This window comes from Allocatenococcus thiocycli (assembly GCF_921292965.1).
Taxonomy (GTDB): domain Bacteria; phylum Pseudomonadota; class Gammaproteobacteria; order Enterobacterales; family Vibrionaceae; genus Vibrio; species Vibrio natriegens.
In genome coordinates this window covers 336,354-362,508 of record NZ_CAKLCK010000001.1, presented here as the reverse complement: position 1 = coordinate 362,508, position 26,155 = coordinate 336,354, and the positions used below count along the sequence as shown (strand labels likewise).

Here is a 26,155-nt window from a genome sequence, read left to right as displayed (position 1 = left end):
TTCGGCTGGTTTTTGAGATTCATCTTAAGATAATGCGAAAAATTTACGCGTTACCCTTTACCTGCATATTAAGCTGTTCTGCAAAATCTAACATGCGGTTTAGTGGGATAAGCGACTTAACGCGAAGCTCTTCATCAACAAAGATTTCATGCTCTGCACCACCTTCACGAAGTGCTTGTTCAATCGCTTTCAAGCCGTTCATCGCCATCCAAGGGCAATGTGCGCAGCTACGACATGTCGCACCAGCTCCTGCTGTTGGGGCTTCGATAAGCTCTTTTTCAGGAACCAGTTGCTGCATCTTGAAGAAGATGCCTTTATCGGTTGCCACGATCATTTGCTTGTGAGGAAGCTCTTTCGCGGCTTTGATAAGCTGACTTGTAGAGCCAACAGCGTCGGCCAATTCAACCACGCTTGCTGGTGATTCTGGGTGAACTAGAATCGCAGCGTCTGGATAAACGCTCTTCATCTTGCGCAGTGCGTCAGCAGAGAACTCATCATGAACAACACATTCACCTTGCCACAGCAGCATGTCTGCGCCAGTCTTATTCGCAATGTACGAACCCAGGTGACGGTCAGGACCCCAGATGATTGGTTTGTCTTCTGCGTCCAGGTGTTCAACAATTTCAAGTGCAATACTTGATGTGACTACCCAGTCAGCACGTGCTTTAACCGCTGCAGATGTATTGGCGTAAACCACAACCGTATGGTCAGGGTGAGCATCACAGAACTCACTGAATTTATCCGCAGGACATCCAAGATCAAGCGAACATTCCGCTTCCAACGTTGGCATTAGAATGCGCTTTTCCGGAGTTAGAATCTTCGCCGATTCGCCCATAAAGCGAACGCCACCGATGATCAATGTGCTTGCCGGGTGACGGTTACCGAACTTCGCCATTTCTAGCGAGTCACCAACAAAACCGCCAGTCTCTTCAGCCAACGCCTGAATTTCAGGGTCAGTGTAGTAGTGCGCGATAAGGACGGCATCTTTTTCTTTAAGCAGCTTTTTAATGCGCTCAATGTAAGACGCTTTCTCGTCTTCGCTCAACGGAACAGGTTTTGGAGGGAATGGGTAAACAGTGTCGATTTTATCTAGTATATGGCTCATTGCTCTTGCTCTACGCAACTTCCTTTAATCCGCGTATTGTAACCTCGTTAATTTTCAAAAACCAACCCATAGCGAGGATTTATAGAGCTCTAGCCGTATATCTTTGTTCCAATTAACACTTATTAGCTTAATACACAGGCCAATAAAAGAAAAAGGAGCCAGAAGCTCCTTTTAGAAATAATCAAAGACAGTGGTTACAGTTTAGCGCCTGCAATTTTCGCTGAGGCACTATTTGGGTACTCATCGACCACTTGCTGATAAAACTTCTTCGCCTGCTCAGCATTGTTGTTACGCTCAGCGATATCGCCAAGTTTCACCAATGCATCTGCTCGCTTGTTAGAATCTTTGTAAGAAACCACTGCAATAAAGCTTTTCGCGGCGTCTTTATCCTGCTTTTTAGCGTAATACAATTGGCCTAACCAATAATGTGAGTTCGCTGTGTAAGTGGAGTCAGGATAATCCTTCTGGAATTGCTGGAACGCAGCAATTGCGCCAGCGTAATCGCGCTTTTTAAGGATAAGATCCACAGCGTCTTGGTAAGCCGTCTGCTCATCAGCATTCGGAGTGTATTGACCACCCGGTTCTGCAGACTCCGTCTCTTGAACGACGGGCGCTGACTTCATCTCACCACGCATGCGATCAAGCTCAACGAACAGCTCTCTCTGCCTCTGAAGCATTTGCTTCATTTCATGGTTGTTTCGTTCCAACTGACCTCTTAGATCACTGATCTCTCGTGACATTTGGTCAATTTGCTCTTGCATTTGGAACTGAAGACGGCTGCGACTTTGCAGTAGGCGTTCTAATCGCTCGACATCCGTCTCGGATGAACGACTTTTAGAAACTGAAGATGTGCTGTTGAGATCAGATACTGGAGCTGGTGCAGCGAACGCAAAGCTCGCTGCACTTGCCAGTAACGTAAGCGCAACAGCGCGCTTAGTGTTACTGAACAACATGAGGATTCCCTCGAATTAGTATACTAAAACCGCACGACGGTTTTTAGCGTAAACGTCATCAGACTGGCCTAGAAGAAGTGGCTTTTCTTCACCGTAGCTAACGATTGAAATTTGGTCTGCCTGAACACCTAGTGCTTGTAGGTAGTTTGCAACTGCTTGAGCACGACGCTCACCTAGCGCGATGTTGTACTCTGGCGTACCACGCTCATCAGCGTGACCTTCGATAGTTACGCGTAGTGATGGGTTTTTGCTTAGGTACGCCGCGTGAGCCGCTAGCATCTCTTCGTAATCACCAGCAATTGTTGAGTTATCAAATGCAAAGTAGATAGTTTGAGTTTCGCGTAGCGCTTGCTCTTTTAGCTCTTGCTCAGTCAGTTGACCAGCTTGGTCGATAGGTGATACGACTGTTGTTTCAACAGCGCCGCTTTGGTTAGTTGCGTCACCTGTACTTGAAGCAGCGTCGTCACTTGAACTACACGCAGTCATAGCCATAACTGGAAGCGCGATAAGTAGCCCTTTTAGAACCTTGTTAAGTTGCATCTTATTTTCCTTTATTAATCTATCTTATTATTACAAAAACGGTGACCACGCAGGCGCTCTTACGCGTCCATTTGTCGCAGGTAATCTCGCTTTAAATCGACCATCAATGGAAACCATCGAAAGTACGTTTTTCTTATTGTACATGGAGCTATATACAACCATGCCACCGTTTGGAGCAATACTTGGTGACTCATCAAGTAAGGTCTTGGTAAGAACTTGAAGAGCACCCGTTTCTAAATCTTGTTTTGCCAAGTTGAAGCCTGAATCACTGCGATTCACCATCACCAGGAATCGGCCGTCAGGTGTGATTTGACCACTCAGGTTCTGACTACCTTGCCAAGTTAAACGATTAGTATCACCGCTGCCCAAATCTACTTGATAAATTTGAGGTTTTCCACCCCTATCCGATGTGAAAACCAACGATTTTCCATCTGGGTGCCAGAACGGTTCTGTATTATTTGATCTGCCACGCGTAATTTGTGTGAGCTGGCGAGATCTCAGGTCGAATGTGTAGACCTGCAATGAACCCGTCTTCGACAGAACAAGCGCAAGTTTGCTGCCATCCGGAGAAAACTTAGGTGCACCGTTGTGACGAGGATAAGAAGTAATCTTTTCTCGTTCGCCAGTGTAGATATTCATGATGTAAATTTCAGACTGACCGTTTTGGAAGCTTACATACGCTAGCTTCTGGCCATCTGGAGACCAAGACGGTGACATCAACGGCTGTTTAGAGCGAAGTACCAAGCGCTCGTTATAACCGTCGTAATCAGAAACACGCAGTTGATATGGGAAACGCTCAGTGTCGCTCACTACCACATAAGCGATTCGGGTCATGAAGGCACCGCGGTCACCCGTCAGCTGCTCATAAACCAAATCGGAAATACGGTGCGCGTATTCACGCATACGAGATGCTTCTACGGTTGCGACTTTGTTGAACAACACATGGTCTTTAGATAGCACCAATTCGCCATCACTACCTAATGCTTTACCCTGACCACCGGTTAGCTGACCACGAACAATATCAACGAGTTGGTAGTTAACCACGTAGTTGCCCTGCTCATTTTGAGTAATTGAACCTGTCAGTAAGGCATCAACCCCCAGGTTAGTCCATGAATCAAAGTTAACCTCAGATTCATTAAAAGGCGTCTGTGGCATTTTATTGGTAGGTACCGGGCTGAATTTTCCGCTGCGTTGTAAATCAGAGGCAATTACCGCAGAAATATCTGTTGGCAGCGCCGTAGCACCTTCCCATTTAAATGGAACCACAGCAATTGGTCGTGCTGAATCAATACCGTCGGTAATAACCAACTCTAGTGCAGCGTTAGCTACATTCGTCATACTGCTTAGCAGTACAAACATTCCTAGTAAAAGGCGTTTAATCACGTCTCTGTTCCTTTTAGTCCAAAGCAACCGTTAAGTTGATGTCTTTCAGTTTTTCATTGACCGCAGCTTCTGACGATTTAGGGAACGTCCCAACTTGTGCAATCGCTCTTTTTGCTGCCGCACAAACTCGCGTATCGCCACCCAGTACGGTAACACCAGCAACCATCATATCCGACCCGGTAGGAATCAGTTTGATGTTGACCCTACACTCCTTTCCCAGCAAATAGTCATCCTTAATCAACTTTTGCTGAATACTCTGAGTGTATATCGACGACATACGAGAAAGCTCGTCGTTGATAAATTGGTTACGAGCCGCACTGTTTTGGCTTGCTTCATCTTCTAAGCCAGCAAAAATGTCATCCAATGCTGCTTCTTGTTGTTTACGTTCACGCTCGGCTTTCTCAGCAGCTTCACGAGCTTTACGTTCGCGCTCAGCCGCCTCTTTGGCTGCTTTTTCTTTTGCGATACGTTCTTGCTCGGCTTTTTGCGCGGCTTCACGTTCACGTTTGGCTTTTTCTTCAGCTTCTTTCGCTGCTTTCTCGCGCGCCACACGTTCTTGTTCCGCTTTTGCAATCGCCGCTTCTTTCGCTAAACGTTCCTGCTCCGCTTTACGTACCGCCTCTTCTTTGACTTTACGTTCTTGTTCAAGCTTAGCAGCTCGCTCTTGCTCTTTGCGAACACGTTCCTCTTCGGCTTTGCGTTCCTGCTCTTTTTTCTTACGCTCGGCTTCCGCTTCACGAGCGGCTTGAGCATCTTTAGCCTGTTGCTCTTTCAGCTTGCGAATTTGCTCTTCTTCAGCTTTGCGATTTTTTTCCAGCTGCTCGGCTTCCCGTCTTAATTTATCCAGACGTTCTTGCTCCTTCTTAGCGGCTTTTTCGCGTTGCTGACGAATCTCTTTCGCTTGTTGCTGAACAAGCTTTGGATCGATAACAACCGCCTGAACCATCTGTCCTGTTGGTTCAGGTTTTGACATTGTTAGATCAGTACCCCAAAGCAATGCGACTACCAACAGGGCGTGCAAACCCACCGATATCATTATCGGCTTGGAGTACTCTTTGGTCTGGTTCTTTTTTTCTTTCATGAATAGTTGACGTTTATTCCCTGATATCGGTCAGGAGCCCTACTTTAGGGATACCGGCACGACTCAATTCATCAAGTAGAAGGACTACATCTGCATACGGGGTTGCTGCATCGCCACCTACCGCAACAGGTGAATCAGGTTTAAGCGATCGCTCAGCTTTCACACGGACAATCACATCTTGCAGTGATAAGCCACGTTGAACTTCTTCATCGTTGACACTCAGACCTAAGTTACCATCGCGATCAATTTCGATAATGATGAAACTGCTATCAGTATCTCCGGCTAGCTCCTGAGCAGGGGTTGCGTTTGAGGTCTTTGGTAGCTCAACGTCAACACCTTGCGTCACGAATGGAGCGGTTGCCATGAAAATGATCAACAGTACCAGCATCACGTCGATATAAGGTACAACGTTGATCTCTGCCGTCATTTTGCGCTTTTTAGGTTGGTAACCCGCCATGCTTTATTCCTTATCCGCGCTGTCTCGGCCAGCCATCGCCTGACGATGAAGGATGCTGTGGAATTCTTCTGAGAAAGTCGCGTAAGTGTGCTCAAGCTTACTTACTTTGTTGCTTAGTCGGTTGTAAGCCATTACCGCTGGGATAGCAGCAAACAGACCCATTGCCGTCGCGATCAACGCTTCTGCGATACCTGGTGCTACCATCGAAAGGGTTGCTTGTTTTACTTCACCCAGTGCGATAAACGCATGCATGATGCCCCAAACGGTACCAAACAGACCAATGTACGGGCTGATTGAACCTACCGTAGCAAGGAAAGGTAAGCTGGTTTCTAGCTCATCCACTTCACGAGCAACAGCAACGCGCATGGCACGTCCTGTCCCTTCCATAATGTAAGCTGGAGAGTTCGCGTTACTCTTACGCAGACGCGCAAATTCTGTAAAACCGGCGTAGAAGATCTCTTCTGTGCCGATGATTTCATCTTTACGAGCTTTTACTTTTTGGTAAAGCTGAGAAAGATCGGTACCTGACCAGAACTTGTCTTCAAATGATTCTGCATCTTTTGATGCGTGTGAAAGCACTTTGCTGCGCTTAATGATCATTGCCCATGACGCAATCGACATACCAAGTAGTGTCAGCATCACAAGTTTTACCAACAGACTTGCCTGAAGAAAGAGATCTAAAATGGAAATATCAGCAGTCACTATTTGTTAGCTCCGAATTAATAAATGCTGGAATAGCTATTGGTTTCATTTTCTTATTATCGACACATGCTACCTTAACAAAGGTACTGCACAATATCCGCCCTTGATCATTGACCAACTCTTGACAGAATTGTAAAGACGCACGTTTTATTTCTGACACTCGGGTCAAGACTGTCAAATGTTCGTCCAGTTTCGCCCCTTGTTTGAAATCGATATCCATGTGTCGGACAACGAAACCGATGTTTTGTTCCAGTAACACTTGTTGAGAGATACCTTTTGCACGCAGCATTTCAGTACGGGCACGCTCAAAGAATTTCAGGTAATTTGAATGATAAACAACGCCACCCGCGTCTGTGTCTTCATAGTACACGGTGATCGGCCAGCGGAATGAATTAGATGTGCCTTGCAAGAGAGTACCAATAGAGTCAATTCTTTAAAGTAGTTACTATAACTTAAGCAATATGAATTGGTACTAAGTGAGCGGAATATTTTTGATTTTTGTAGAAAAAATAAAAGCCAGGCAAAGAGCCTGGCTTTTAATCGATGATGAAATAACCGACTTTATTTCAGCTTATTTCAAGCTACATGAAATAGCGTACAGTTAAGTACAATAAGATAGTCAGTGAAAAGTATGGGCTGAATAACACTTGCCAATACCAACTTCTCGGCTTGAAGCCAACGCCAAACACCATGCTTGAGCATACTGCCCAAATCAGTGCTGGAGCGATGACGGCGTTAAACCCGCCAATCGCCTGGCTATAGGCTTCTGGCTCCCACATGACCAATCCAACATGCATAAAGCCGAGGATGAGAGATAAGACCCTCAGCAGAGTCTTATCTGTTGGTTCATGTAACTTCGCTACCTTATCAGCGAGATCACTCACTGTCTTTGTCCATCATTTCTGAGTGCTCTAACCAAAGAGCGTTGATGATACCGAATGCACAAGCAAGTAGTACACCTAGAATCCATGCGAAATACCACATAGTGATTGCTCCTTAGTAAAGTGAGTTTTTGTTGTCTTCAATGTACTTATCATCCAAGCGGCCGAACATCTTGTAGTAAGTCCAAGACGTGTAACCCAGAATGATTGGTACCATCACAAACGCAACACCTGTCATTAGGTTCAGCGTCAGCTCAGATGAAGTAGCATCCCACATCGTCAAGCTGTGGCTAGGCACTAGATCTGACGGCATGATGAATGGGAACATCGCAAAGCCAGCAGTAAAGATAATACCCGCAACACCAAGGCTTGAAGTGATGAACGAAGTCGCACACTTTTCAAGGCGAGAAGCCAGTACAGTCAGCAGTGGCATCGCAACACCTAGTACTGGTGCAGCCCATAGCAGTGGGTGAGTTTCAAAGTTCTTCATCCACGCACCTGCTTCACGAATCACCTCTTTGTTCAGCGGGTTAGACGCTGCATTGGTATCAATACCACCAACAATTACGTAGCCTTCAATGTTCTGAACCCAGAAACCAGCAACAACAAACGTTACCACGGTTAGCAGACCAGTAAGCTGAGCGACGTTACGCGCACGAGTATGCACTTCGCCAGTAGTCTTCATCTGTAGCCAGCTTGAACCTTGCATCAGAATCATGAACAAGCTTACTAGGCCACACAGCAACGCGAATGGGTTTAGCAGACCAAAGAATGAACCGTGATACGTTGGCATCAGGAAGTCACTCAATTGGAATGGAACACCTTGTAGAAGGTTACCAAAAGCTACACCGAAGATAATTGGCGGTACAAAGCCACTGATTGAGATACAAATGTCCCAGTTTCTGCGCCATTTTGGATCTTCAATTTTCGAGCGGTAGTCCAGACCAAGAGGACGTAGCCATAGCGCTGCAAGCGTCAAGATCATCGCCAGGTAGAAACCAGAGAATGACGTTGCGTAAACAAGAGGCCAAGCCGCAAACAATGCACCACCCGCAGTGATAAGCCAAACTTGGTTACCATCCCAGTGTGGGGCGATTGAGTTAATCATGACACGACGTTGTGTGTCGCTTTTACCGATAACAGGTACAAGCGCACCTACACCCATATCGAATCCATCTGTTACTGCAAAACCAACTAGTAGAACACCGATCAGTACCCACCAGATGAATCGCAAGATTTCGTAATCAAACATCTTGTTGTCTCCTTGTCTTACGCTTCTACTTGGCGACTAACTTTGTCTTCAACAGAGTCAGCGTTTTGCTCGAAGTGGTAACGTCCAGTTTTCAGACTACTTGGACCTTTACGAGCGAATTTCACCATTAAGTAAACTTCTGCAATCAAGAATGCAGTGTAAAGCGCCAGAATTGCGAATAGTGAAGTCAAGATTTCACCGGCTGTCAGTGCTGAGGCAGCGACGTGTACTGGGAGAATCTCACCAACCGCCCATGGTTGACGACCAAACTCCGCAACAAACCAACCTGCTTCGATAGCAATCCATGGAAGTGGAATACTGAATAGCGCAGCTTTAAGCAGCCATTTCTTCTGTGTAATCTTCTGACGACACGTTTGGATGAACGCCAAGCCGAATACGAATAGCATGATGAAGCCACACGCAACCATGATACGGAATGACCAGAATAGCGGCCACACGGTTGGGATAGAGTCATCCGCTGCTGCTTGAATCTGCTCTTCTGTCGCATCAACAACATTTTCTGTGTAGCGTTTTAGAAGTAGACCGTAACCTAGGTCACCTTTCACTTCATCGAACGCAGCCATGTTCTCTTCAGACTTATCACCCGCACGAAGCTTCTCTAGCAGCTCGTACGCGTACATACCCGTACGGATACGCTCTAAGTGTTGATCATGCAGGTCACGTAAGCCCGTTACTTCCTTATCGATAGAACGAGTTGCAATAATACCCATTACGTAAGGGATCTTAATTGCGTAGTCAGTATGCATGTCTTCTTGGTTAGGAATACCAAACAGCGTGAACGCAGCTGGTGCTGGTTCTGTGTGCCATTCAGCTTCTACCGCAGCAAGCTTCACTTTCTGAACTTCACCAAGCTCATAGCCTGATTCGTCACCAAGAACGATAGTAGAAAGAATCGCTGCCATACCGAATGAAGCGGCAATAGCAAATGAACGACGAGCGAACGCCACGTCACGACCTTTTAATAAGTAGTATGAACTGATGCCTAGAACAAACATTGCGCCACAGGTGTAACCAGAAGCTACCGTGTGAACGAATTTAACCTGAGCAACTGGGTTAAACACAACTTCAGCAAAGCTCACCATTTCCATTCGCATGGTTTCGAAGTTGAATTCCGCGCCAACTGGGTTTTGCATCCAGCCGTTCGCAATCAGAATCCACAGTGCTGAGAAGTTAGAACCTAAAGCCACCAGCCAAGTTACCGCTAAGTGTTGACGTTTAGACAGTCGATCCCACCCGAAGAAGAATAAGCCTACAAACGTTGACTCCAGGAAGAACGCAACCAGTGCTTCGATGGCGAGTGGTGCACCAAAGATGTCACCTACGTAGTGCGAGTAATACGACCAGTTAGTACCAAACTGGAACTCCATGGTAAGGCCGGTAGCCACACCAAGTGCAAAGTTAATACCGAACAGCTTGCCCCAGAACTTGGTCATGTCCTTATAGATTTGCTTATTCGTCATTACGTACAACGACTCCATAATGGCCAGTAGGAAGGCCATACCAAGGGTCAATGGTACGAATAGGAAGTGATACATCGCTGTTAGTGCAAACTGCAACCGCGATAGATCAACTACGTCAATCATGGTAACTCCTATGTGTCGGCTGAATGACACTCTCTACATATTGCAATCCATAATCAAGTGTTATTCACACATGAAATATGTTGAATTGTCACAACTTTTTGTTGCGAAAATGTACTTCGTTGGTTAGTTAATTGTTAAGCATCAGCTAATATAGCTGTGGCTAATATTACTTGTAAAAACACATTGTTTCAAAAGATTTATAGCCAGAATGCGCTTTGATACACATCAATATTTATGCACAGAACGTGGACAAAAATCCATCACCTTGACGCAAATCAAACAACACCTGACGCAAATGTTAAGGCTGGGTAATCAGGGGAGTAAATAACGGGCTACAGACAAACATTAACGCAACAACTAGAACTTTTCTGTTAACTAAAAAGGAATTAAAGAAATTCAATAAATGAGATATAGATCACCAAAAGCAAAAAGGCTGAGCAATTTGCCCAGCCTTTTTACTTTCTATTTTTCGATTCCAAAGTGGAGATAAGCCCGATCAGTGGCAATTCTACCCCGTGGTGTTCGTTGTAAATAACCTTGTTGAATCAGATAAGGTTCCAGCACGTCTTCTATGGTGTCTTTTTCTTCACCAATAGCCGCAGCCATATTGTCTAAGCCAACGGGACCTCCGCCAAACTTCTCCATAATCGCGAGGAGAAGTTTACGGTCCATATAGTCGAAGCCCTGAGCATCAACATCAAGCATGTTAAGCGCTTTATCAGCGACATCAGCACAGATGTGACCATTGCCTTTCACTTCCGCATAATCACGCACACGACGTAATAAACGGTTTGCAATACGAGGTGTGCCACGAGCACGACGTGCGACCTCTAAAGCCCCTTCCGGGTCCATAGAGAGACCTAAACAATCCGCACTACGCTGAACAATGTCCTGCAGGTCTTTAATCTTATAAAACTCAAGACGCTGAGTGATACCAAAACGGTCGCGTAATGGTGACGTCAGTGAACCAGCACGCGTTGTCGCCCCGATTAAGGTAAATGGCGGCAAATCGATTTTAATTGAGCGAGCTGCCGGACCTTCACCAATCATAATATCTAGCTGGTAGTCTTCCATCGCGGGATAAAGCACCTCTTCAACCATTGGGCTCAAGCGGTGGATTTCATCGATAAAGAGAACATCATTTTCTTCTAAGTTGGTGAGCAGCGCGGCTAAGTCCCCTGCTTTTTCCAGCACAGGGCCTGAAGTGGTACGAATGTTCACTTCCATTTCGTTAGCAACGATATTCGCGAGTGTGGTTTTACCCAAGCCAGGAGGACCAAAAATCAGCAGGTGATCTAACGCTTCATTACGCAGCTGTGCCGCTTTAATAAAGATCTCCATCTGGCCTCGAACGTGATCCTGACCTTGGTAGTCTTCTAACTTTTTCGGACGGATTGCACGGTCAATGACGTCTTCTTCCCTAAACGCCGGGTTTTCTGGAGCGATTAAACGATCAGCTTCAATCATCTTGTTACCTTGAAAAAATGGTTACCTGAGAGAATAGATTACCTTAAGCAACTTATTGCAATAGGCAAACTGTTACCTTCGGACTGGCGTTACACCATTGATTTTAGCGCTTCACGAATCAGCTGCTCGCTGTTCATATCCGGTTTCGCGATTTGAGACACGACTTTCGAGGCTTGCGTTGGTTTGTAACCTAGAGCAAGCAGTGCACTCACCGCCTCTTCTTCTGCGTTGTTAGATGCAGCCGTTGCGGAATCTGCTGGTGCGGCATCGGTAAATGGGGTAAAGAGATCACCAGCACCCCACCCTTTCAGACGGTCTTTCATTTCAACCACAAGGCGCTCAGCCGTTTTCTTACCAACGCCCGGCAGCTTAACGAGTGTTGAAACATCCTCTCGTTCAACGCATGTAACAAACTGACTTGCTGTCATACCAGACAAAATGCCCAAGCCCAATTTAGGACCCACGCCGTTTGCTTTAATCACTTCACGGAACAACGCACGCTCTTTTACGGTATTGAAACCGTAAAGCAGCTGAGCATCTTCGCGAACAACAAAATGAGTATAAATGATGGCTTCTTCGCCGATGTTTGGCAGCTCGTAGAAACAGCTCATTGGCATCTGAACTTCATAACCAATGCCGTTAACTTCAATTAAAACTTCAGGAGGTTGCTTTTCTAGCAAGGTGCCGCGAAGACGTCCAATCACGATAAATACTCTTTGGAAATGAATTTGCGACAGGATAATAAAGAACTGGATAGACATCCAGTTAATTTTACCGGTAGCGCCCTTTTCGTGCGCTGGTTGCCTTTCCTGCCAAAGCCACTAGCGTTTTGTTGGTATTGGCATGACAGATTGCCACACCCAAGGCATCGGCCGCATCGGCTTGCGGTTTTGCCGGCAGCTTCAACATATGTTGGACCATGTGCTGGACCTGAGTTTTATCTGCACCGCCTGTCCCCACAACGGCCTGTTTAATCAGGCGTGCGGCGTATTCATAAACAGGTAAATCCGCATTTACTGCCGCTACGATTGCACTGCCTCGAGCCTGTCCCAGTTTTAGCGCAGAATCAGCGTTTTTCGCCATAAAAATTTGTTCGATAGCGAAGACATCTGGCTGAAACTGAGTAATGATTTCCGTAACACCGGCATAAATTTGTTTGAGTCGACCCGGGAGCTCTTTTTCAGACATGCGGATACAGCCGCTGCCAAGATATTGCAAATGGCGGCCTTGCTGGCGGATGACACCGTAACCGGTAATACGTGAGCCTGGGTCAATGCCCAAAATAATTGACATTAAGTTTCCTAATCAACAACTCATTAAATTTATTAGACTTATTAGAATATATTTCATTAAAACAAAAACTCCCGCAATTGCGGGAGTTTTTCTTCAATTGTTGTGCGTTTATTCTGCGTCTTTTTCTTTTGCTACTGTTACCGCAACTGCCAGCTCTTCTAGCGCTGCAGGGTTTGCAATGCTTGGTGCGTCTGTCAGTAGACACGCTGCTGCTGTTGTTTTAGGGAACGCGATAACATCACGGATGTTCTCAGTACCACATAGCAGCATAACCAGACGGTCCAGACCGAATGCAAGACCTGCGTGTGGAGGCGTACCGAACTTCAGTGCGTCTAGAAGGAAGCCGAATTTTAGTCGTTGCTCGTCAGCATCGATACCTAGGATATCGAACACTGCAGCCTGCATTTCTGCGTTGTGGATACGTACAGAACCGCCGCCCACTTCGTAGCCGTTTAGAACCATGTCGTATGCGTTTGAGTTTGCTGCCGCTGGGTTCGCTTTTAGCTCTTCCGCATTAACACCAAGAGGTGCCGTGAACGGGTGATGCATTGCGTGTAGGTTGCCTTCGTCATCTTCTTCGAACATTGGGAAGTCAACAACCCATAGAGGTGCCCATGCAGACTCGTCCGTTAGTTCTAGATCTTTACCTAGTTTCAGACGTAGTGCACCTAGTGCTTCTGCAACGATGCCTGCTTTGTCAGCACCAAATAGGATGATATCGCCAGATTCTGCTTGAGTGCGGTCTAGAATGCCGTTGATCACGTCTTCGTTTAGGAACTTAGCAACTGGAGACTGGATACCTTCCACCCCTGCAGCGCGGTCGTTAACCTTCATCCACGCCAGACCTTTCGCTCCGTAGATACCAACGAACTCAGCGTAACCGTCGATTTGCTTACGAGTCAGAGATGCGCCACCTGGTACACGGATTACCGCAACACGACCTTTCTCGTCGTTTGCCGGACCAGAGAACACTTTGAAGTCTACGTCTTTTACAAGATCAGCAACGTCTACTAGCTCTAGTGGGTTACGTAGGTCTGGTTTGTCAGAGCCGAAACGACGAATTGCTTCCGCAAACGGCATTACTGGGAACTGACCCAGGTCTACGTTTAGTAGCTCTTGCCACATATCGCGAACCATGTTTTCAGTCACTTCACGTACTTGATCAGCCGTCATGAATGACGTTTCGATATCGATCTGAGTGAATTCTGGCTGACGGTCAGCACGCAAGTCTTCGTCACGGAAACACTTAACGATTTGGTAGTAACGGTCAAAACCAGACATCATTAGCAGCTGTTTAAATAGCTGTGGAGACTGAGGAAGCGCGTAGAAGCTGCCTTTATGAACACGGCTTGGTACCAGGTAGTCACGAGCACCTTCTGGCGTCGCTTTAGTTAGTACTGGTGTTTCGATATCCAGGAAGCCGTTGTCGTCTAGGAAACGACGAACAAAGCTAGACGCTTTAGCACGTAGCTTGATGCGGTCACTCATTTCTGGACGACGTAGGTCCAGGTAACGGTACTTCAGACGCTGCTCTTCAGAGTTCTTTTGGTTGAAGTCTAGAGGCAAAACGTCAGAGCGGTTGATGATTTCAAGACCTTTCGCAAGGATCTCAACTTCACCGGTTGCCATGTCTTTGTTTACTTGGCTTTCTGGACGAACACGAACTTCACCCGTTAGTTTGATACAGAATTCATTACGAAGTGTGTTAGCCACTTCATACGCATCCGCCATATCTGGATCTACAACTACCTGAACGATGCCTTCACGATCTCGCATATCGATAAAAATAAGACCGCCTAAATCACGGCGACGGTTAACCCAGCCGCAAAGTTCTACAGTTTGTCCTGCAAGGGACTTGTTCAGGTGACCACAGTAATGGGTACGCATAATGAAATTCCCAATCTCTCAAAAGTTGTTGACTACGCTCTGTCGGCTTCATTGCCAAGCAGAGTAAAGATTCAGTTATACGCTGAAAGTCTATGAAAATCGACTACTCAGCGTACAATTAAGTGTGTTTTATCATTCATTGGTGCTTTTTAGTACTACAACTGTTCAAAACCGCACCAGAGCGAAAAAATTGCTGCTGATTATAACGTGAAATTACCTATTTCAGCAAAACTCTCGTAAAGTGATCGCAGGATTAAATGTAAAGAAGAATAATGGATAACTTACCCCTTCGACTTGGACTAACCATGTGGTCACATAACCTGTGGCAACAAAGCTTTTATGGTAGTGGCACAAAGCCTGCTGAGCGTTTAGAGAAGTACGCACAGGTATTCCATACTGTAGAAGGCAATACCACCTTTTATGCGACACCGTCACTTAATACTGTTCAAAACTGGAAATCAGCAACACACGACGATTTCAAGTTTACCTTTAAGCTACCAAAAGCCATTACTCACCAGCAAATGCTAAGAGGATGTGATGAGCAGTTGCGTGACTTTATGAAAGTAATGGAACCGCTCCATGAGCGAGTCGGTCAGTGGACAATCCAGTTGCCCGCCGCTTTTGGCCCTGAATACCTCGATCGTTTAAAAAAGTTCTGCGTCAGCTTTCCACCGAATTTCCCTCTTGGTGTAGAAGTGCGTCATATGGCGTTTTTCTCCAAAGGTGACGATGAACGAGCGCTCAATCAATGGCTGATAGAAAATGGCATCGACCGAATCATTATGGACAGCCGACCTGTGTTTGCAGCTAAACCAAATAGTGAAGCAATCATCGATGCGCAGATGAAAAAGCCCAAAGTGCCAGTACACGCGATTGCCACTGCTTCCCACCCGATGATCCGCTTTATCGGTCACCCGGAAGAACAGCAGAATTATGACTTTTTTAAGCCTTGGCTGAGCAAACTTCCACAGTGGATTAACGAAGGTAAACAGCCTTATGTGATGATCCATACCGCTGACAACATCATCGCACCAGAACTGGCTGCAAACATTTATAAGAATCTACAAAAGCACATTACGCTCCCTGATTTGGAGCCCTTCCCTGCCAATGATGGCAACTCCCAATTACAGATGTTCTGATGCAATCTAAAGCAATGCATGACAGAGGCGCGAATTTCTCATAAAATACGCGCCTTTTTTGATGTCTGACGTTTTTTGAAGACTAGACGTTTTTGAAAACTAATAGTCCCGTCAGCTTGTATGCAGAGATTTGGTTATGAACCCTAAGAGCAATCCAGATACTATTTTTTCGGCTCCAATCGATAAAATTGGGGATTTCACGTTTGATGAACGCGTAGCGGAAGTCTTTCCTGACATGATTCAGCGCTCGGTGCCGGGTTACAGCAACATCATTTCTGCGATTGGCATGCTGGCTGAACGCTTTGTTAAGCCGCACTCCAACATTTATGACCTTGGGTGTTCTTTAGGTGCAGCGACACTTTCAATGCGCCGCCATATTAAACAAGAAGGTTGTAAAATCATCGCTGTCGATAACTCTCCAGCCATGGTCGAACGTTGTAAGCTGCACGTAAACGCATACCGCAGCGACACACCAGTAGAAGTCGTTGAACAAGATATTCGTAATATCGAAATTGAAAACGCTTCGGTAGTCGTCCTGAACTTCACACTTCAGTTTCTTTCTCCAGAAGATCGCTACACGTTGTTAGAGAAAATCTACGCTGGTCTGCGCCCTGGCGGCATTCTGATTCTGTCTGAAAAATTCGTCTTTGAAGATGAAGTGTCTAATGAACTATTGATTGACCTTCACCACGATTTTAAACGTGCAAATGGCTACAGCGAGCTGGAAATCAGCCAAAAACGCAGCGCAATCGAAAATGTAATGCGTCCGGATTCTAAGAAAGACCATAAAGAACGTTTCGCCAAAATTGGATTCTCTAGCTACGACGTCTGGTTCCAGTGCTTTAACTTCGGCTCTATGTTTGCAATTAAGTAACCATTCGGATAAGTAAACATTCGAACTCAAACTCAATTTACTTTTACAACATCAACTCAGTGATTAACTAATTATGTTTAACTTTGCAAATTTCTATCAATTAATTGCCCAAGACACGCGTCTTCAACCGTGGCTAAACGTGTTACCACAACAGCTAACGGACTGGCAAAATGCAGAGCACGGTGACTTTGGTCGCTGGTTGAAAGCACTGAACAAAATTCCTGAGGGCTCACCGAATCAGGTTGACATTAAAAACTCAGTCACCATCAGTAATGACACACCTTTTCATGAAGGTGAACTGAAAAAACTAGAAAATTTGCTGCGTACATTCCATCCATGGCGCAAAGGGCCGTACACAGTACATGGTATTCACATTGATACTGAGTGGCGCAGTGACTGGAAATGGGATCGTGTACTTCCACATATCTCACCGCTAAAGAACCGCAGTGTACTCGATGTCGGCTGTGGTAATGGCTACCACATGTGGCGCATGCTTGGTGAAGGCGCTCGTCTTTGTGTTGGCATTGATCCTTCCCACCTGTTCCTGATCCAGTTTGAAGCGATCCGCAAACTGATGGGCGGCGATCAGCGAGGGCACCTGCTGCCATTGGGTATTGAGCAACTACCAAAACTAGAAGCGTTCGATACGGTATTTAGTATGGGTGTTCTGTATCACCGCCGTTCTCCGCTTGACCATCTAATTCAGCTCAAAGACCAGTTGGTTTCGGGTGGTGAGCTTGTATTAGAAACCCTAGTGATTGAAGGTGACGAAAACGCCGTTCTTGTACCGACATCTCGCTACGCTCAGATGCGTAACGTATATTTCTTCCCTTCAGCAAAAGCACTCAAAGTGTGGTTAGAGCTGGTTGGCTTTGAAGATGTCCGTATCGTCGATGAGAATGTGACTACGGTAGGTGAACAACGCACAACAGACTGGATGACTCACAATTCACTACCAGACTACCTAGATCCAAACGATCCGAGTAAAACAGTGGAAGGCTACCCAGCGCCACGCCGTGCAGTGCTTGTGGCTCGTAAATCATAATTAACTTAGATTTCTGACATTGCTCTAACTCACTGCTTCTATTAAGACATTACCCTCTCATCTTATCTCTTCAAGGGTGTGGTTCGCACCCTTGATTCTAAGCTTTTCATCACTATTCCTCACTCTATAAGAGATAGAGAAACATTCTTACTTGTGAGGCTTTGTTGATATAAGCTAAACTCTTAAAAATCAAACAACTTAATCCATCCCAAGGTTTTCAATGTTATTACGATTGACTCCGGTTGTTGCCATCGTCTTGCTATCTGGATGCACACTTACCAAAGGCGAACAGTACCACCAAGAAACGTTAGCCGCTATCCAATCCTCAGAAACGAATGTCAATAATCGTATTGCTACTCTGGAGCAGCAGCTCAGTAACCAATCGAACCATATCGACAACCTTGAAGGACAAGTGACGACACTAAAAGGCGAGCTTCGTACATTCCGCGATGAAGCTATGGCCGAAGTCAAAAAGCCAAAAGATCCTATTATCGTTCAGGCTCCTACCCCTGTAGAACAGACGCCAACACATAACATTATTCTCGGTTCAATTGAGAAAGTGACCATAGATTCTATCAAGCAGACGTTCGATGCTCGTGTCGATACTGGCGCAGCCACTTCGTCTTTAAATGCTATCGATATTAAAGAATTTGAGCGAAACGGTAAGAATTGGGTTCGCTTTCACTTAGCGGATAACACCAAGTCTGAAGAAGAAAAAAACATTTGGATTGAAGCTCCTGTCCTACGCTACGTGAAGATACGTCAATCCACGGCAGATGATCTTGATCGCAGAGCCGTTGTCGAACTGTGGGTCAAAGTTGGGAAAATCCATGAAAAAGCGCAATTTACGTTGGCAGATCGTTCCCATATGAACCATCCTATTTTACTAGGTAGAGAATTTATTCGCGACATCGCGTTGGTCGATGTGAGCCGCACATATATTCAAACAGAAGAAAACTAAGAATAATAAGGTAGATTATGACGTCAAAAATACCGTTTTACGTATCCGTCATTTTATTGGTGGTTGCGGGCATCGCTTTGAGTGTTTTCAGACACCAAAATTATGGCGTGCCATGGACTCCAGGTGAAACGCGTCAGGTATGGGATGTAGAAGCTCGTATAGAATTCAACGCTAACGGCAACGAAGTAAAAGCTTCCCTTGCCGCCCCTCATACTCAAAGTGGTTACACACTTATCGGCGAATCCGCTTCTTCTTCTGGTTATGGGGTCTCTTACATCAACTCAGACTCCGGACGTCGCGCAGAATGGTCAATCCGTCAGGCTCGCGGTCCTCAGACTATCTACTACAAAGCACAATTTCTGGTGGACCCACAAGCTCAGGTTACGCCTCTCCCACCAGCAGATGAGATTACTCCTCCAACGCTTTCAGCTCCGCAACAAGCTGCTGCAAACGCTCTGATTGAGCGAGCAATGAGCCGTTCAGCGGATAACGTGACATTTGCACGTGAACTGATCAAAACATTGAACGATCCGGACAGTCAAAACTCTGCTCTCCTGCTGAACGATTTTGACCGTACCGATGCGTTACACAATATCCTTCTCTCAGCGGGTGTCCAAAGCAAAATAGTGGGTGTTATTGAGCTGGAAGACGGACGCCGACGCCAAACCATTCAACCAATGGTGCAGGTGTGGTCTGGTAAAGACTGGGTTCTGTTCTCTCCAAACTCAGAGCAAAAGGCCGTGCAGCCTAACCTGTTGGTTTGGGATGAGTCCAACGTATCGCTGCTCGATTTAGTTGGCGGCAATAATAGCCAAGTTCATTTCTCAATGATCAAGCAGGATATGACGCCTCAACAGGCCACCAACAACAAGATTGAAGCCGATGGCCTGATGAACATTTCTATTCATAGCTTGCCACTTGAAGAACAAGCTATGTTTAAGACCATCATGCTGATCCCAATTGGCGCACTGATTGTGGTATTCCTGCGCGTGATTATCGGCCTGAAAACATCAGGTACCTTCATGCCAGTTCTGATTGCGGTCGCCTTCGTCCAAACGCAATTAATTACTGGTATTGTCGGCTTCTTGCTGATTGTCGGTACGGGCTTGATTATCCGAAGCTATCTGTCGCGACTTAATTTACTTCTGGTCGCTCGAATATCGGCGGTTATCATCACGGTAATAATGATCATCTCGGTATTCACTGTCGTCGCATTTAAGATCGGTCTGACAGAAGGTCTGACGATTACCTTCTTCCCGATGATCATCTTGTCATGGACCATCGAACGTATGTCGATTCTGTGGGAAGAAGAAGGGGCGAAAGAAGTGGCGATGCAAGGTGGTGGCTCACTACTTACCGCAGTACTGGTTTACCTGGCCATGACCAATTCGTACATCCAGCACCTGACGTTTAATTTTATTGGTCTGCAGTTAATCGTACTGGCAGGGATTCTACTACTTGGTACATACACTGGTTACCGCTTGACAGAACTTCGTCGTTTCAAACCGCTAGCGGAGGATTAAACGATGTTTGAACGTTATACCACGCCAGCAAAACTTCGCCACAAAGGCATCATGGGGATGAACAAGCGCAACCATAGCTATATTGGTCGCTACAATGATCGTTCCAAATATCCTTTAGTGGATGACAAGCTGAAAACTAAAATCATCGCTCAGGCAGCAGGGGCGACCGTCCCTGCCCTCATCGGTGTCATTCATAACCAAGCTGAAGTAAAGACCATCCACAACATGGTTAAAGAGTGGCCAGGCTTTGTAATTAAGCCTGCTCAAGGTAGTGGTGGTAAAGGTATTTTAGTTGTCACCTCACACAAAGATGGCGTATACACCAAGCCTTCAGGTGCAACCATTGGCAAAGAAGAAGTAGAGCGCCACATCAGTAACGCGCTTGCCGGGCTATTTTCTCTTGGTGGCAAAAACGATGTTGCCGTCGTTGAGAACCTGATCAAGTTTGATGACTGCTTTGATGGTTTCAGTTATGAAGGTGTGCCGGATGTTCGAATCATTGTATTTAAAGGCTACCCTGTAATGGCGATGATGCGTTGTTCGACTGCGGCCTCTGATGGTAAAGCGAACCTTCACCAAGGCGCTGTGGGTGTGGGTATTGATATCGCCACGGGTAAAGCGATCAGAGCCGTACAATTTGACCAACCTGTCACTCACCACCCTGACACCGGAAAAGACCTTTCAACGCTGGAAGTTCCACATTGGGAGCGCTTGCTTGAACTGGCTTCTAGTGCTTGGGAAATGACAGGTCTAGGCTACATGGGCACAGATATGGTGTTGGACAAAGAAGAAGGACCGATGGTTTTAGAGCTCAATGCGCGTCCGGGCCTGGCTATTCAAATCGCGAATGGCATGGGTTTACTGCCTCGTTTAAAACATATCGAAAGCCTTGGTACCCCTGCTGAATACCCTAAACCGAAAGAGCGCGTCGCCTACGCAGCAGCTCAGTTCGGCGTTAAACCGCAATTCTGATATCACTTTTGCTCACTGGACCTCGAACATGTGGTTCAGTGAGTGCAACTAGCATAAATTCCTCTGATTGCTAGGTCACCTTTCATATTTGAGCGATATAGCTCGTTTTCAATTTAAAGCGCGAAAACGCTAGCCTCAATCAATGATCTATCTAACAAATTAAACATAGAACGTTTTTTTAATACTCAACATATTGAGTATTATAATAGCTCCCCTAACTCAACTTATGAGGTTGAGACATGTTAACAAAAGATACAAATAATAAAGAACCATCGCTTGTTGACCATGAGACTCTAGACCAGCATTTACAACGCTTGTCAGAGATTTCTATACAGGCACTTGAAGAGCTTGCTGAAATGCTCGAAGTCACACCTGATGTTTCAGAAGATTAGCATTTAATCTTGATAAAGCTAAGTGCTCAAAAAGCCGAGACTGCCGTCCTACTGTCTCGGCTTTTTTATTTTGGTTTTAACACCAGTTATTTTCCTAGCGGCCTACCCCGCCTCAGATATCCTCGTTTCAGACTGAGAATATCCGGCATATTGTGACTTGATTTGATCGGAGATTTTTTCCGCAATCATGATGGTAGGTGCATTGGTATTTCCACCGATAAGCGTTGGCATTATCGATGCGTCAACCACTCTTAGCCCTTCTAACCCGTGGACGATTAAATCCTTATCCACCACCGCCAGTGGATCATCTGCCGTTCCCATTTTACACGTACCCACGGGGTGATATTGGGTATCAGCCCGGTTACGGATATCTTGCTCAATGGCATGGTCATCGTCAGCATCAACCGGATAAAAGTTATCACCTCGAACGTCATCAAATGCCTGACTTTCCATCATCTGATGTTGCTTCTTCCACGCTTTGATCATGATGCCGATATCATCCGGGTGGTTTAAAAAGGCAGGATCAATCAGCGGCGCGTCATAAGGGTCAGCACTTTTAAGTTTGACGGTACCCTTACTTTTTGGCCTTAGTAGCGTCACGTGAGAGCTATAACCGTGGCTCAGGTGAATCTTACGTGCATGATCATCAACCACTCCTACCACAAAGACGAACTCCAAATCAGGCACATCAATATTGTCATCAGAGTAAAGAAAGCCAATTCCTTCAGCAAAGTTACTGCTCATTTTGCCACTACGCTGGTTCATCCACTGAGGCAACGCTTTACCCATTTCAGAAACCATTCGTAGCGAGACACCAAAAGACTCTCTCTTATCAAGGCATTTGTAGCTGTGTACCAAATCAATATGGTCTTGTAAGTTTTCGCCAACACCCGGTAACTCATGAATTTGCTCAATATTGTGCTTATCGAGATCAGCTTTGGCTCCAATACCCGATAAAAGCAAGATCTGTGGAGAACCAAATGCGCCTGCCGATAAAATCACTTCACGATTGCATTTAATTTGGAAACGCTTCCCTTTCAAGCCGTATTCGACGCCAACCGCACGCTTTCCTTCAAACAGAACCTTGTGCGTGGTGGCTTTGGTCAGTACCGTTAGATTTGTCCGGCTTAAGTGTGGTGTCAGATACGCTTTTGCTGCACTGCATCGCTCACCATCTCGTTGAGTCACTTGCGTGTAAGTCGCGCCAAACTGTTGTGCGCCATTAATATCTGCACTGCGGGGAACACCGATGGACTCACAGGCCGACAAATATCGTTCAACAAGCTTACTTGGAGAGCGCAAATCAGTGACATTCAAAGGCCCGCCCTGACCATGGTATTCATTGTGGTGAACCTCGTTGTTTTCCGCTTTTTTGAAATACGGTAAACATTCGTCGTAACTCCAGCCAGTATTACCTAGACTTGCCCATAAGTCGTAATCATACCTGTTCCCTCTCGAGTACATCATGGCATTAATAGAGCTCGAACCACCTAACGCTTTCCCTCTCGGTTGATAACCTTTACGACCATTTAATCCGGTTTGTGGCACCGTTTCAAAGCCCCAGTTATGTAACTTGGTCGGCAGCATAGCCACCGTGCCGACAGGGGTCTGAATAAAAGCACTGTTGTCTTTGCCACCAGCCTCTAACAGACAAACCGTCACCTCAGAGTCTTCAGATAAACGCGAAGCTAAAACGCAGCCAGCAGAACCACCACCGACAATAATGTAATCGTAGCTTTCCATTACCGACCTCCCATAGGCAGTAAATGAACGGTACTCTCTTGCCATTGATGCAGGTAAGTCATGCCTCTTGAAGAAAGACGCAACACGCAAATGCGTAATCCTTTCGCTGATTTCGTCATATTTCATCCTTGAATCGATTTGGTCATTACAAACGTACTAAGTGAGGCGCGGTGTCAGCTATTTTTTATTCTTTAATCGCGGATCCGGCTTGCCGACAAAAACACGCAGTATCAGCTTTTGTATCCAACTTCCGTATGGAGGTGAAAAGAGCTGAACTGGAAACCAGTCTCGCATTTGCAAAACAGAACGAGCATGGCTCAATTCTCTGAACCCTTCTTCACCGTGGTAATTACCAATCCCTGAATTACCTACCCCGCCAAACGGCACCGAGTGATTGAGAACATGCCAGCCCCAGTCATTCAAGGTGACGCCACCACTATGAGTCTGTGTCAGCACAGTTTCACGCTGCGTCTCATCGTTAGTAAACAGGTAGCAAGCGAGGGGACGTGGTTTGTCAGTAATATATTGAATTACGTCATCCATGGATTGATAGGTATGAACAGGAAGCAACGGGCCAAAGATCTCTTCCTGACAAATACGCATATCTGGTGTCAGGTTGGTCGCGATATAGAGCGGCGTTTTACGTCCTTCTCCACCGTCCAGACATTGCGTAATCTCAGCGCCCCTTTCTTTTGCATCATTCAGTAAGTCATGGAATCGCTTATGCTGGGCATCATCCACGAGCGCGGTATAGTCCTGATTCGCTTTAATCTCGCCATACATGGATTGGTGAGCAGCTTTTAGTGCTTCGACAAACTCTCGCTGTTTACCCTCCAGTACAAAAGCGTAATCCGGGGCGATGCAAATTTGTCCCGAGTTCATCCCCTTGCCGTGTGCAAGGCGTGCGGCCGCTTTTTTAACATCGTAATCTTCAAATACTATCGCAGGCGATTTACCACCTAGTTCAAGCGTTACCGGAGTTAAATTGGCAGCAGCATTTGCCATGATGGTTCTGCCACTTTTTGGCGATCCGGTGAAGACCAAATGATCAAACGGAAGGTGGGATATTTCCATTGCTTCAGGGTGCGTGCCGTCGACAATGCGCACCAAGTTATCCGGGTAAATCTCCGCTAACATGCGGCGTAACTGTTTTGTCGTCGCAGGGCAATTTGGTGGCATTTTGATCATGCAGCGGTTACCAGCAGCCAATGCGGTAATCATTGGTCCAATCGACAGGTAAATAGGGAAATTCCACGGACAGATAATACCTACCACGCCTTTGGGCTGATAACGGACTTCAAGCTTATTGCCTTTAAACAACCATTCTGTTGGTCGTCTGCTTGGCTTCATCCAGCTTTTCAGGTGACGGAGCACATGGTTGATATCAAGAATCGGAGCAAGAACATCAGCCATGATTGATTCTGTGTGACTGCGTCCGCCAAAGTCTTCATTCATTGCTTCCGCTAAAACATTCTGATAGCGAGAAAGTTGCCTTTTTAAATCCACTAGCCGCTCCTTCCTAACAGCTAACGTTGCTAGCGGCTCCGCTTGATAGGCGGTTTTAAGTTCAGCGAACCAGGTAGCCAGTTCGCTAGAATTGAGGTTTTCAGGCACGTTCATGCTTTGGTTGTTATTAACCGTCTCATCTTGCTTTGCCAGCATATTCATATTTCTCTCCCACCATGCGATTTATTGCATTACAACATTTTGATAACATTAATCACAGGTTACAAAATGACAAAAACCGGTGATATTCGGACAACTTTGAGAACAACCTGACAGAAAGCCTCGGTCAGACCAGTTAGGATTATATCGAACGTAGAGGGAGAAACGATGGAATACACCGCGGTTTATGAGCCAGATACACAAGCTTTCGGCATTTTAGATTTACAGCTACTTAGGCGTTACTTAGAGCCCTGTGTCAGTGTCGAAACGCTACTTGAAGGCAGCGGTATCAGTGCTTCTCAGCTTTACGCACCAGATACTCATATCACCCTGACGCAAAAGCTAATGATCTTCAGTAACGCCCTTAGCCACTCAAAAGAACCAAGTTTAGGGCTTAGTATGGGTCAACAAGCCAAGTTCAGTGATTTTGGGGTACTCGGCTATGCAGTGTTGAGTAGTAACACACTATTTGATGCTTTAGTGATGGGGTTTAAGTATCTGCGTCTCGCGGGGCCAGTTCTGAAAAAGAAGATGTGGGTTGAAGACAACTTAGGTTATTTCCGTGCAGAACAATTAATTGACCTTCAGTCCATGTTGCCATTTTGCTGCGAATACTGGTTTTCCACCATCCAGAATCTATGCGAAGAAGTCATGCAGCACCCATTCCCGTCCAAAGTCATTCGCTTTCCTTATCCCGAGCCTGAGTACAGCGCGTTATATAAACAAGTATTTCATTGTGACATCGAGTTCGATAGCGATCGGTTAGAATGGCAATTTGATGCGCAGAGCATTTACCAACCACTGCCTGCCGCGAACCCCATCACATTACAAATGTGTCTTAAATCTTGCGATGAGATGCTGGCAAAAGTCAGTGGCAGTAACGGCTTAAAAGACAAAATAACCCAGATATTTATTGAGCGTCCGGGTAACTACCCTTCTGTGGAAACGCTGTCAGCCGAGCTGGGAATGTCGTCAAGAACATTAAGTCGTCATCTTAAGCAGGAAAATACCAGCTATCAGCAAATTCTCGATCAAGTCCGCTTTCATCTCGCACGACATTACCTTGCATCTACCCAAATCAGTATTGAAGATATCTCCGAACGTGTCGGTTTTTCGGACAGTGCAAACTTCCGCCATGCCTTTCGCAAATGGAGTGGCTGTTCGCCAAGGCAATATCGGCAAACCGCTTCTATAGAAAACACGCAGGTTTAATTAAAGCGCTGCTGACTTAACTAT

26 protein-coding genes are annotated in these 26,155 nt (G+C 45.9%); 8 read left to right on the top strand and 18 right to left on the bottom strand.

Going from position 1 to position 26,155, the window contains the following annotated elements; all coding sequences use genetic code 11:
- Positions 1 to 43: 43 nt before the first annotated feature.
- The 16 genes from nadA to aspS form a co-directional block, all read right to left on the bottom strand.
- The gene (nadA, locus tag L9Q40_RS01640; RefSeq protein ID WP_020332896.1) at positions 44 to 1,105 is read right to left on the bottom strand and encodes a quinolinate synthase NadA; all 1,062 of its coding nucleotides are present in this window, start codon (positions 1,103 to 1,105) and stop codon (positions 44 to 46) included.
- A 194-nt stretch (positions 1,106 to 1,299) separates the two neighbouring features.
- Positions 1,300 to 2,055, bottom strand: a complete 756-nt coding sequence (gene ybgF / locus L9Q40_RS01635) for a tol-pal system protein YbgF (RefSeq protein WP_014231365.1) — start codon at positions 2,053 to 2,055, stop codon at positions 1,300 to 1,302.
- Positions 2,056 to 2,073: 18 nt separating this feature from the next.
- Positions 2,074 to 2,598: a peptidoglycan-associated lipoprotein Pal gene (pal, locus tag L9Q40_RS01630; protein ID WP_014231364.1), complete on the bottom strand. Its 525-nt coding sequence runs from the start codon at positions 2,596 to 2,598 to the stop codon at positions 2,074 to 2,076.
- A gap of 30 nt (positions 2,599 to 2,628) precedes the next feature.
- Positions 2,629 to 3,981, bottom strand: coding sequence for a Tol-Pal system beta propeller repeat protein TolB (gene tolB, locus L9Q40_RS01625; RefSeq protein WP_498791752.1), 1,353 nt, complete (start codon positions 3,979 to 3,981; stop codon positions 2,629 to 2,631).
- A gap of 13 nt (positions 3,982 to 3,994) precedes the next feature.
- Positions 3,995 to 5,062: a cell envelope integrity protein TolA gene (gene tolA, locus L9Q40_RS01620; RefSeq protein WP_014231362.1), complete on the bottom strand. Its 1,068-nt coding sequence runs from the start codon at positions 5,060 to 5,062 to the stop codon at positions 3,995 to 3,997.
- A 13-nt stretch (positions 5,063 to 5,075) separates the two neighbouring features.
- Positions 5,076 to 5,519, bottom strand: a complete 444-nt coding sequence (locus tag L9Q40_RS01615; RefSeq protein WP_014231361.1) for an ExbD/TolR family protein — start codon at positions 5,517 to 5,519, stop codon at positions 5,076 to 5,078.
- Positions 5,520 to 5,522: 3 nt separating this feature from the next.
- Positions 5,523 to 6,221: a protein TolQ gene (gene tolQ, locus L9Q40_RS01610; protein ID WP_014231360.1), complete on the bottom strand. Its 699-nt coding sequence runs from the start codon at positions 6,219 to 6,221 to the stop codon at positions 5,523 to 5,525.
- Positions 6,211 to 6,630: a tol-pal system-associated acyl-CoA thioesterase gene (ybgC, locus tag L9Q40_RS01605; RefSeq protein WP_014231359.1), complete on the bottom strand. Its 420-nt coding sequence runs from the start codon at positions 6,628 to 6,630 to the stop codon at positions 6,211 to 6,213. Before ybgC ends, tolQ begins: the two co-directional genes overlap by 11 nt.
- A 172-nt stretch (positions 6,631 to 6,802) precedes the next feature.
- Positions 6,803 to 7,105, bottom strand: coding sequence for a cyd operon protein YbgE (gene ybgE / locus L9Q40_RS01600; protein WP_014231358.1), 303 nt, complete (start codon positions 7,103 to 7,105; stop codon positions 6,803 to 6,805).
- A complete protein-coding gene (cydX, locus tag L9Q40_RS01595; protein ID WP_000270284.1) occupies positions 7,098 to 7,205 on the bottom strand; it encodes a cytochrome bd-I oxidase subunit CydX in 108 nt (35 codons plus the stop codon). Before cydX ends, ybgE begins: the two co-directional genes overlap by 8 nt.
- Positions 7,206 to 7,217: 12 nt before the next feature.
- Positions 7,218 to 8,354, bottom strand: coding sequence for a cytochrome d ubiquinol oxidase subunit II (gene cydB / locus L9Q40_RS01590; protein ID WP_020332892.1), 1,137 nt, complete (start codon positions 8,352 to 8,354; stop codon positions 7,218 to 7,220).
- A gap of 17 nt (positions 8,355 to 8,371) precedes the next feature.
- Entirely contained in the window at positions 8,372 to 9,958 is a 1,587-nt protein-coding gene (cydA, locus tag L9Q40_RS01585; RefSeq protein WP_014231356.1) for a cytochrome ubiquinol oxidase subunit I, read from the bottom strand.
- 462 nt (positions 9,959 to 10,420) lie between these two features.
- Positions 10,421 to 11,425 (bottom strand): Holliday junction branch migration DNA helicase RuvB, encoded by a 1,005-nt coding sequence (gene ruvB, locus L9Q40_RS01580; protein WP_065296613.1) that lies wholly within the window; start codon positions 11,423 to 11,425, stop codon positions 10,421 to 10,423.
- A gap of 89 nt (positions 11,426 to 11,514) precedes the next feature.
- Complete coding sequence (ruvA, locus tag L9Q40_RS01575; RefSeq protein WP_065296612.1) at positions 11,515 to 12,129, bottom strand: Holliday junction branch migration protein RuvA; 615 nt, start codon at positions 12,127 to 12,129, stop codon at positions 11,515 to 11,517.
- Between the two features lie 67 nt (positions 12,130 to 12,196).
- The gene (gene ruvC / locus L9Q40_RS01570; RefSeq protein ID WP_498791751.1) at positions 12,197 to 12,718 is read right to left on the bottom strand and encodes a crossover junction endodeoxyribonuclease RuvC; all 522 of its coding nucleotides are present in this window, start codon (positions 12,716 to 12,718) and stop codon (positions 12,197 to 12,199) included.
- 108 nt (positions 12,719 to 12,826) lie between these two features.
- A complete protein-coding gene (gene aspS / locus L9Q40_RS01565) occupies positions 12,827 to 14,605 on the bottom strand; it encodes an aspartate--tRNA ligase (protein ID WP_014231352.1) in 1,779 nt (592 codons plus the stop codon).
- Positions 14,606 to 14,877: 272 nt separating this feature from the next.
- On the opposite strand from aspS, the gene L9Q40_RS01560 reads away from it, so the two are divergent.
- From L9Q40_RS01560 to L9Q40_RS01530, 7 genes are all read left to right on the top strand, one after another.
- Positions 14,878 to 15,744 carry a DUF72 domain-containing protein gene (locus L9Q40_RS01560; protein ID WP_498791750.1) on the top strand — a complete coding sequence of 289 codons (867 nt, stop codon included), beginning with the start codon at positions 14,878 to 14,880 and terminating at the stop codon, positions 15,742 to 15,744.
- Positions 15,745 to 15,880: 136 nt separating this feature from the next.
- On the top strand, positions 15,881 to 16,618 hold the full coding sequence (gene cmoA, locus L9Q40_RS01555) for a carboxy-S-adenosyl-L-methionine synthase CmoA (protein WP_014231350.1): 738 nt from the start codon (positions 15,881 to 15,883) through the stop codon (positions 16,616 to 16,618).
- Positions 16,619 to 16,691: 73 nt separating this feature from the next.
- Positions 16,692 to 17,663: a tRNA 5-methoxyuridine(34)/uridine 5-oxyacetic acid(34) synthase CmoB gene (gene cmoB / locus L9Q40_RS01550; protein WP_498791749.1), complete on the top strand. Its 972-nt coding sequence runs from the start codon at positions 16,692 to 16,694 to the stop codon at positions 17,661 to 17,663.
- A 220-nt stretch (positions 17,664 to 17,883) separates the two neighbouring features.
- A complete protein-coding gene (locus L9Q40_RS01545) occupies positions 17,884 to 18,624 on the top strand; it encodes an ATP-dependent zinc protease family protein (RefSeq protein WP_176291242.1) in 741 nt (246 codons plus the stop codon).
- Positions 18,625 to 18,641: 17 nt separating this feature from the next.
- A complete protein-coding gene (locus L9Q40_RS01540; RefSeq protein WP_020332889.1) occupies positions 18,642 to 20,147 on the top strand; it encodes an inactive transglutaminase family protein in 1,506 nt (501 codons plus the stop codon).
- A 3-nt stretch (positions 20,148 to 20,150) separates the two neighbouring features.
- The gene (locus L9Q40_RS01535) at positions 20,151 to 21,119 is read left to right on the top strand and encodes an alpha-L-glutamate ligase-like protein (RefSeq protein ID WP_020332888.1); all 969 of its coding nucleotides are present in this window, start codon (positions 20,151 to 20,153) and stop codon (positions 21,117 to 21,119) included.
- Positions 21,120 to 21,358: 239 nt separating this feature from the next.
- Positions 21,359 to 21,511 (top strand): hypothetical protein, encoded by a 153-nt coding sequence (locus L9Q40_RS01530; protein ID WP_020332886.1) that lies wholly within the window; start codon positions 21,359 to 21,361, stop codon positions 21,509 to 21,511.
- Positions 21,512 to 21,613: 102 nt separating this feature from the next.
- Here the strand turns inward: L9Q40_RS01530 and L9Q40_RS01525 are convergent, their stop codons facing one another.
- Entirely contained in the window at positions 21,614 to 23,254 is a 1,641-nt protein-coding gene (locus L9Q40_RS01525) for a GMC family oxidoreductase (RefSeq protein WP_498791748.1), read from the bottom strand.
- A 177-nt stretch (positions 23,255 to 23,431) separates the two neighbouring features.
- Complete coding sequence (locus tag L9Q40_RS01520; protein ID WP_498791747.1) at positions 23,432 to 24,922, bottom strand: coniferyl aldehyde dehydrogenase; 1,491 nt, start codon at positions 24,920 to 24,922, stop codon at positions 23,432 to 23,434.
- A gap of 165 nt (positions 24,923 to 25,087) precedes the next feature.
- On the opposite strand from L9Q40_RS01520, the gene L9Q40_RS01515 reads away from it, so the two are divergent.
- Positions 25,088 to 26,131: an AraC family transcriptional regulator gene (locus L9Q40_RS01515; protein WP_498791746.1), complete on the top strand. Its 1,044-nt coding sequence runs from the start codon at positions 25,088 to 25,090 to the stop codon at positions 26,129 to 26,131.
- Positions 26,132 to 26,155: the final 24 nt, after the last annotated feature.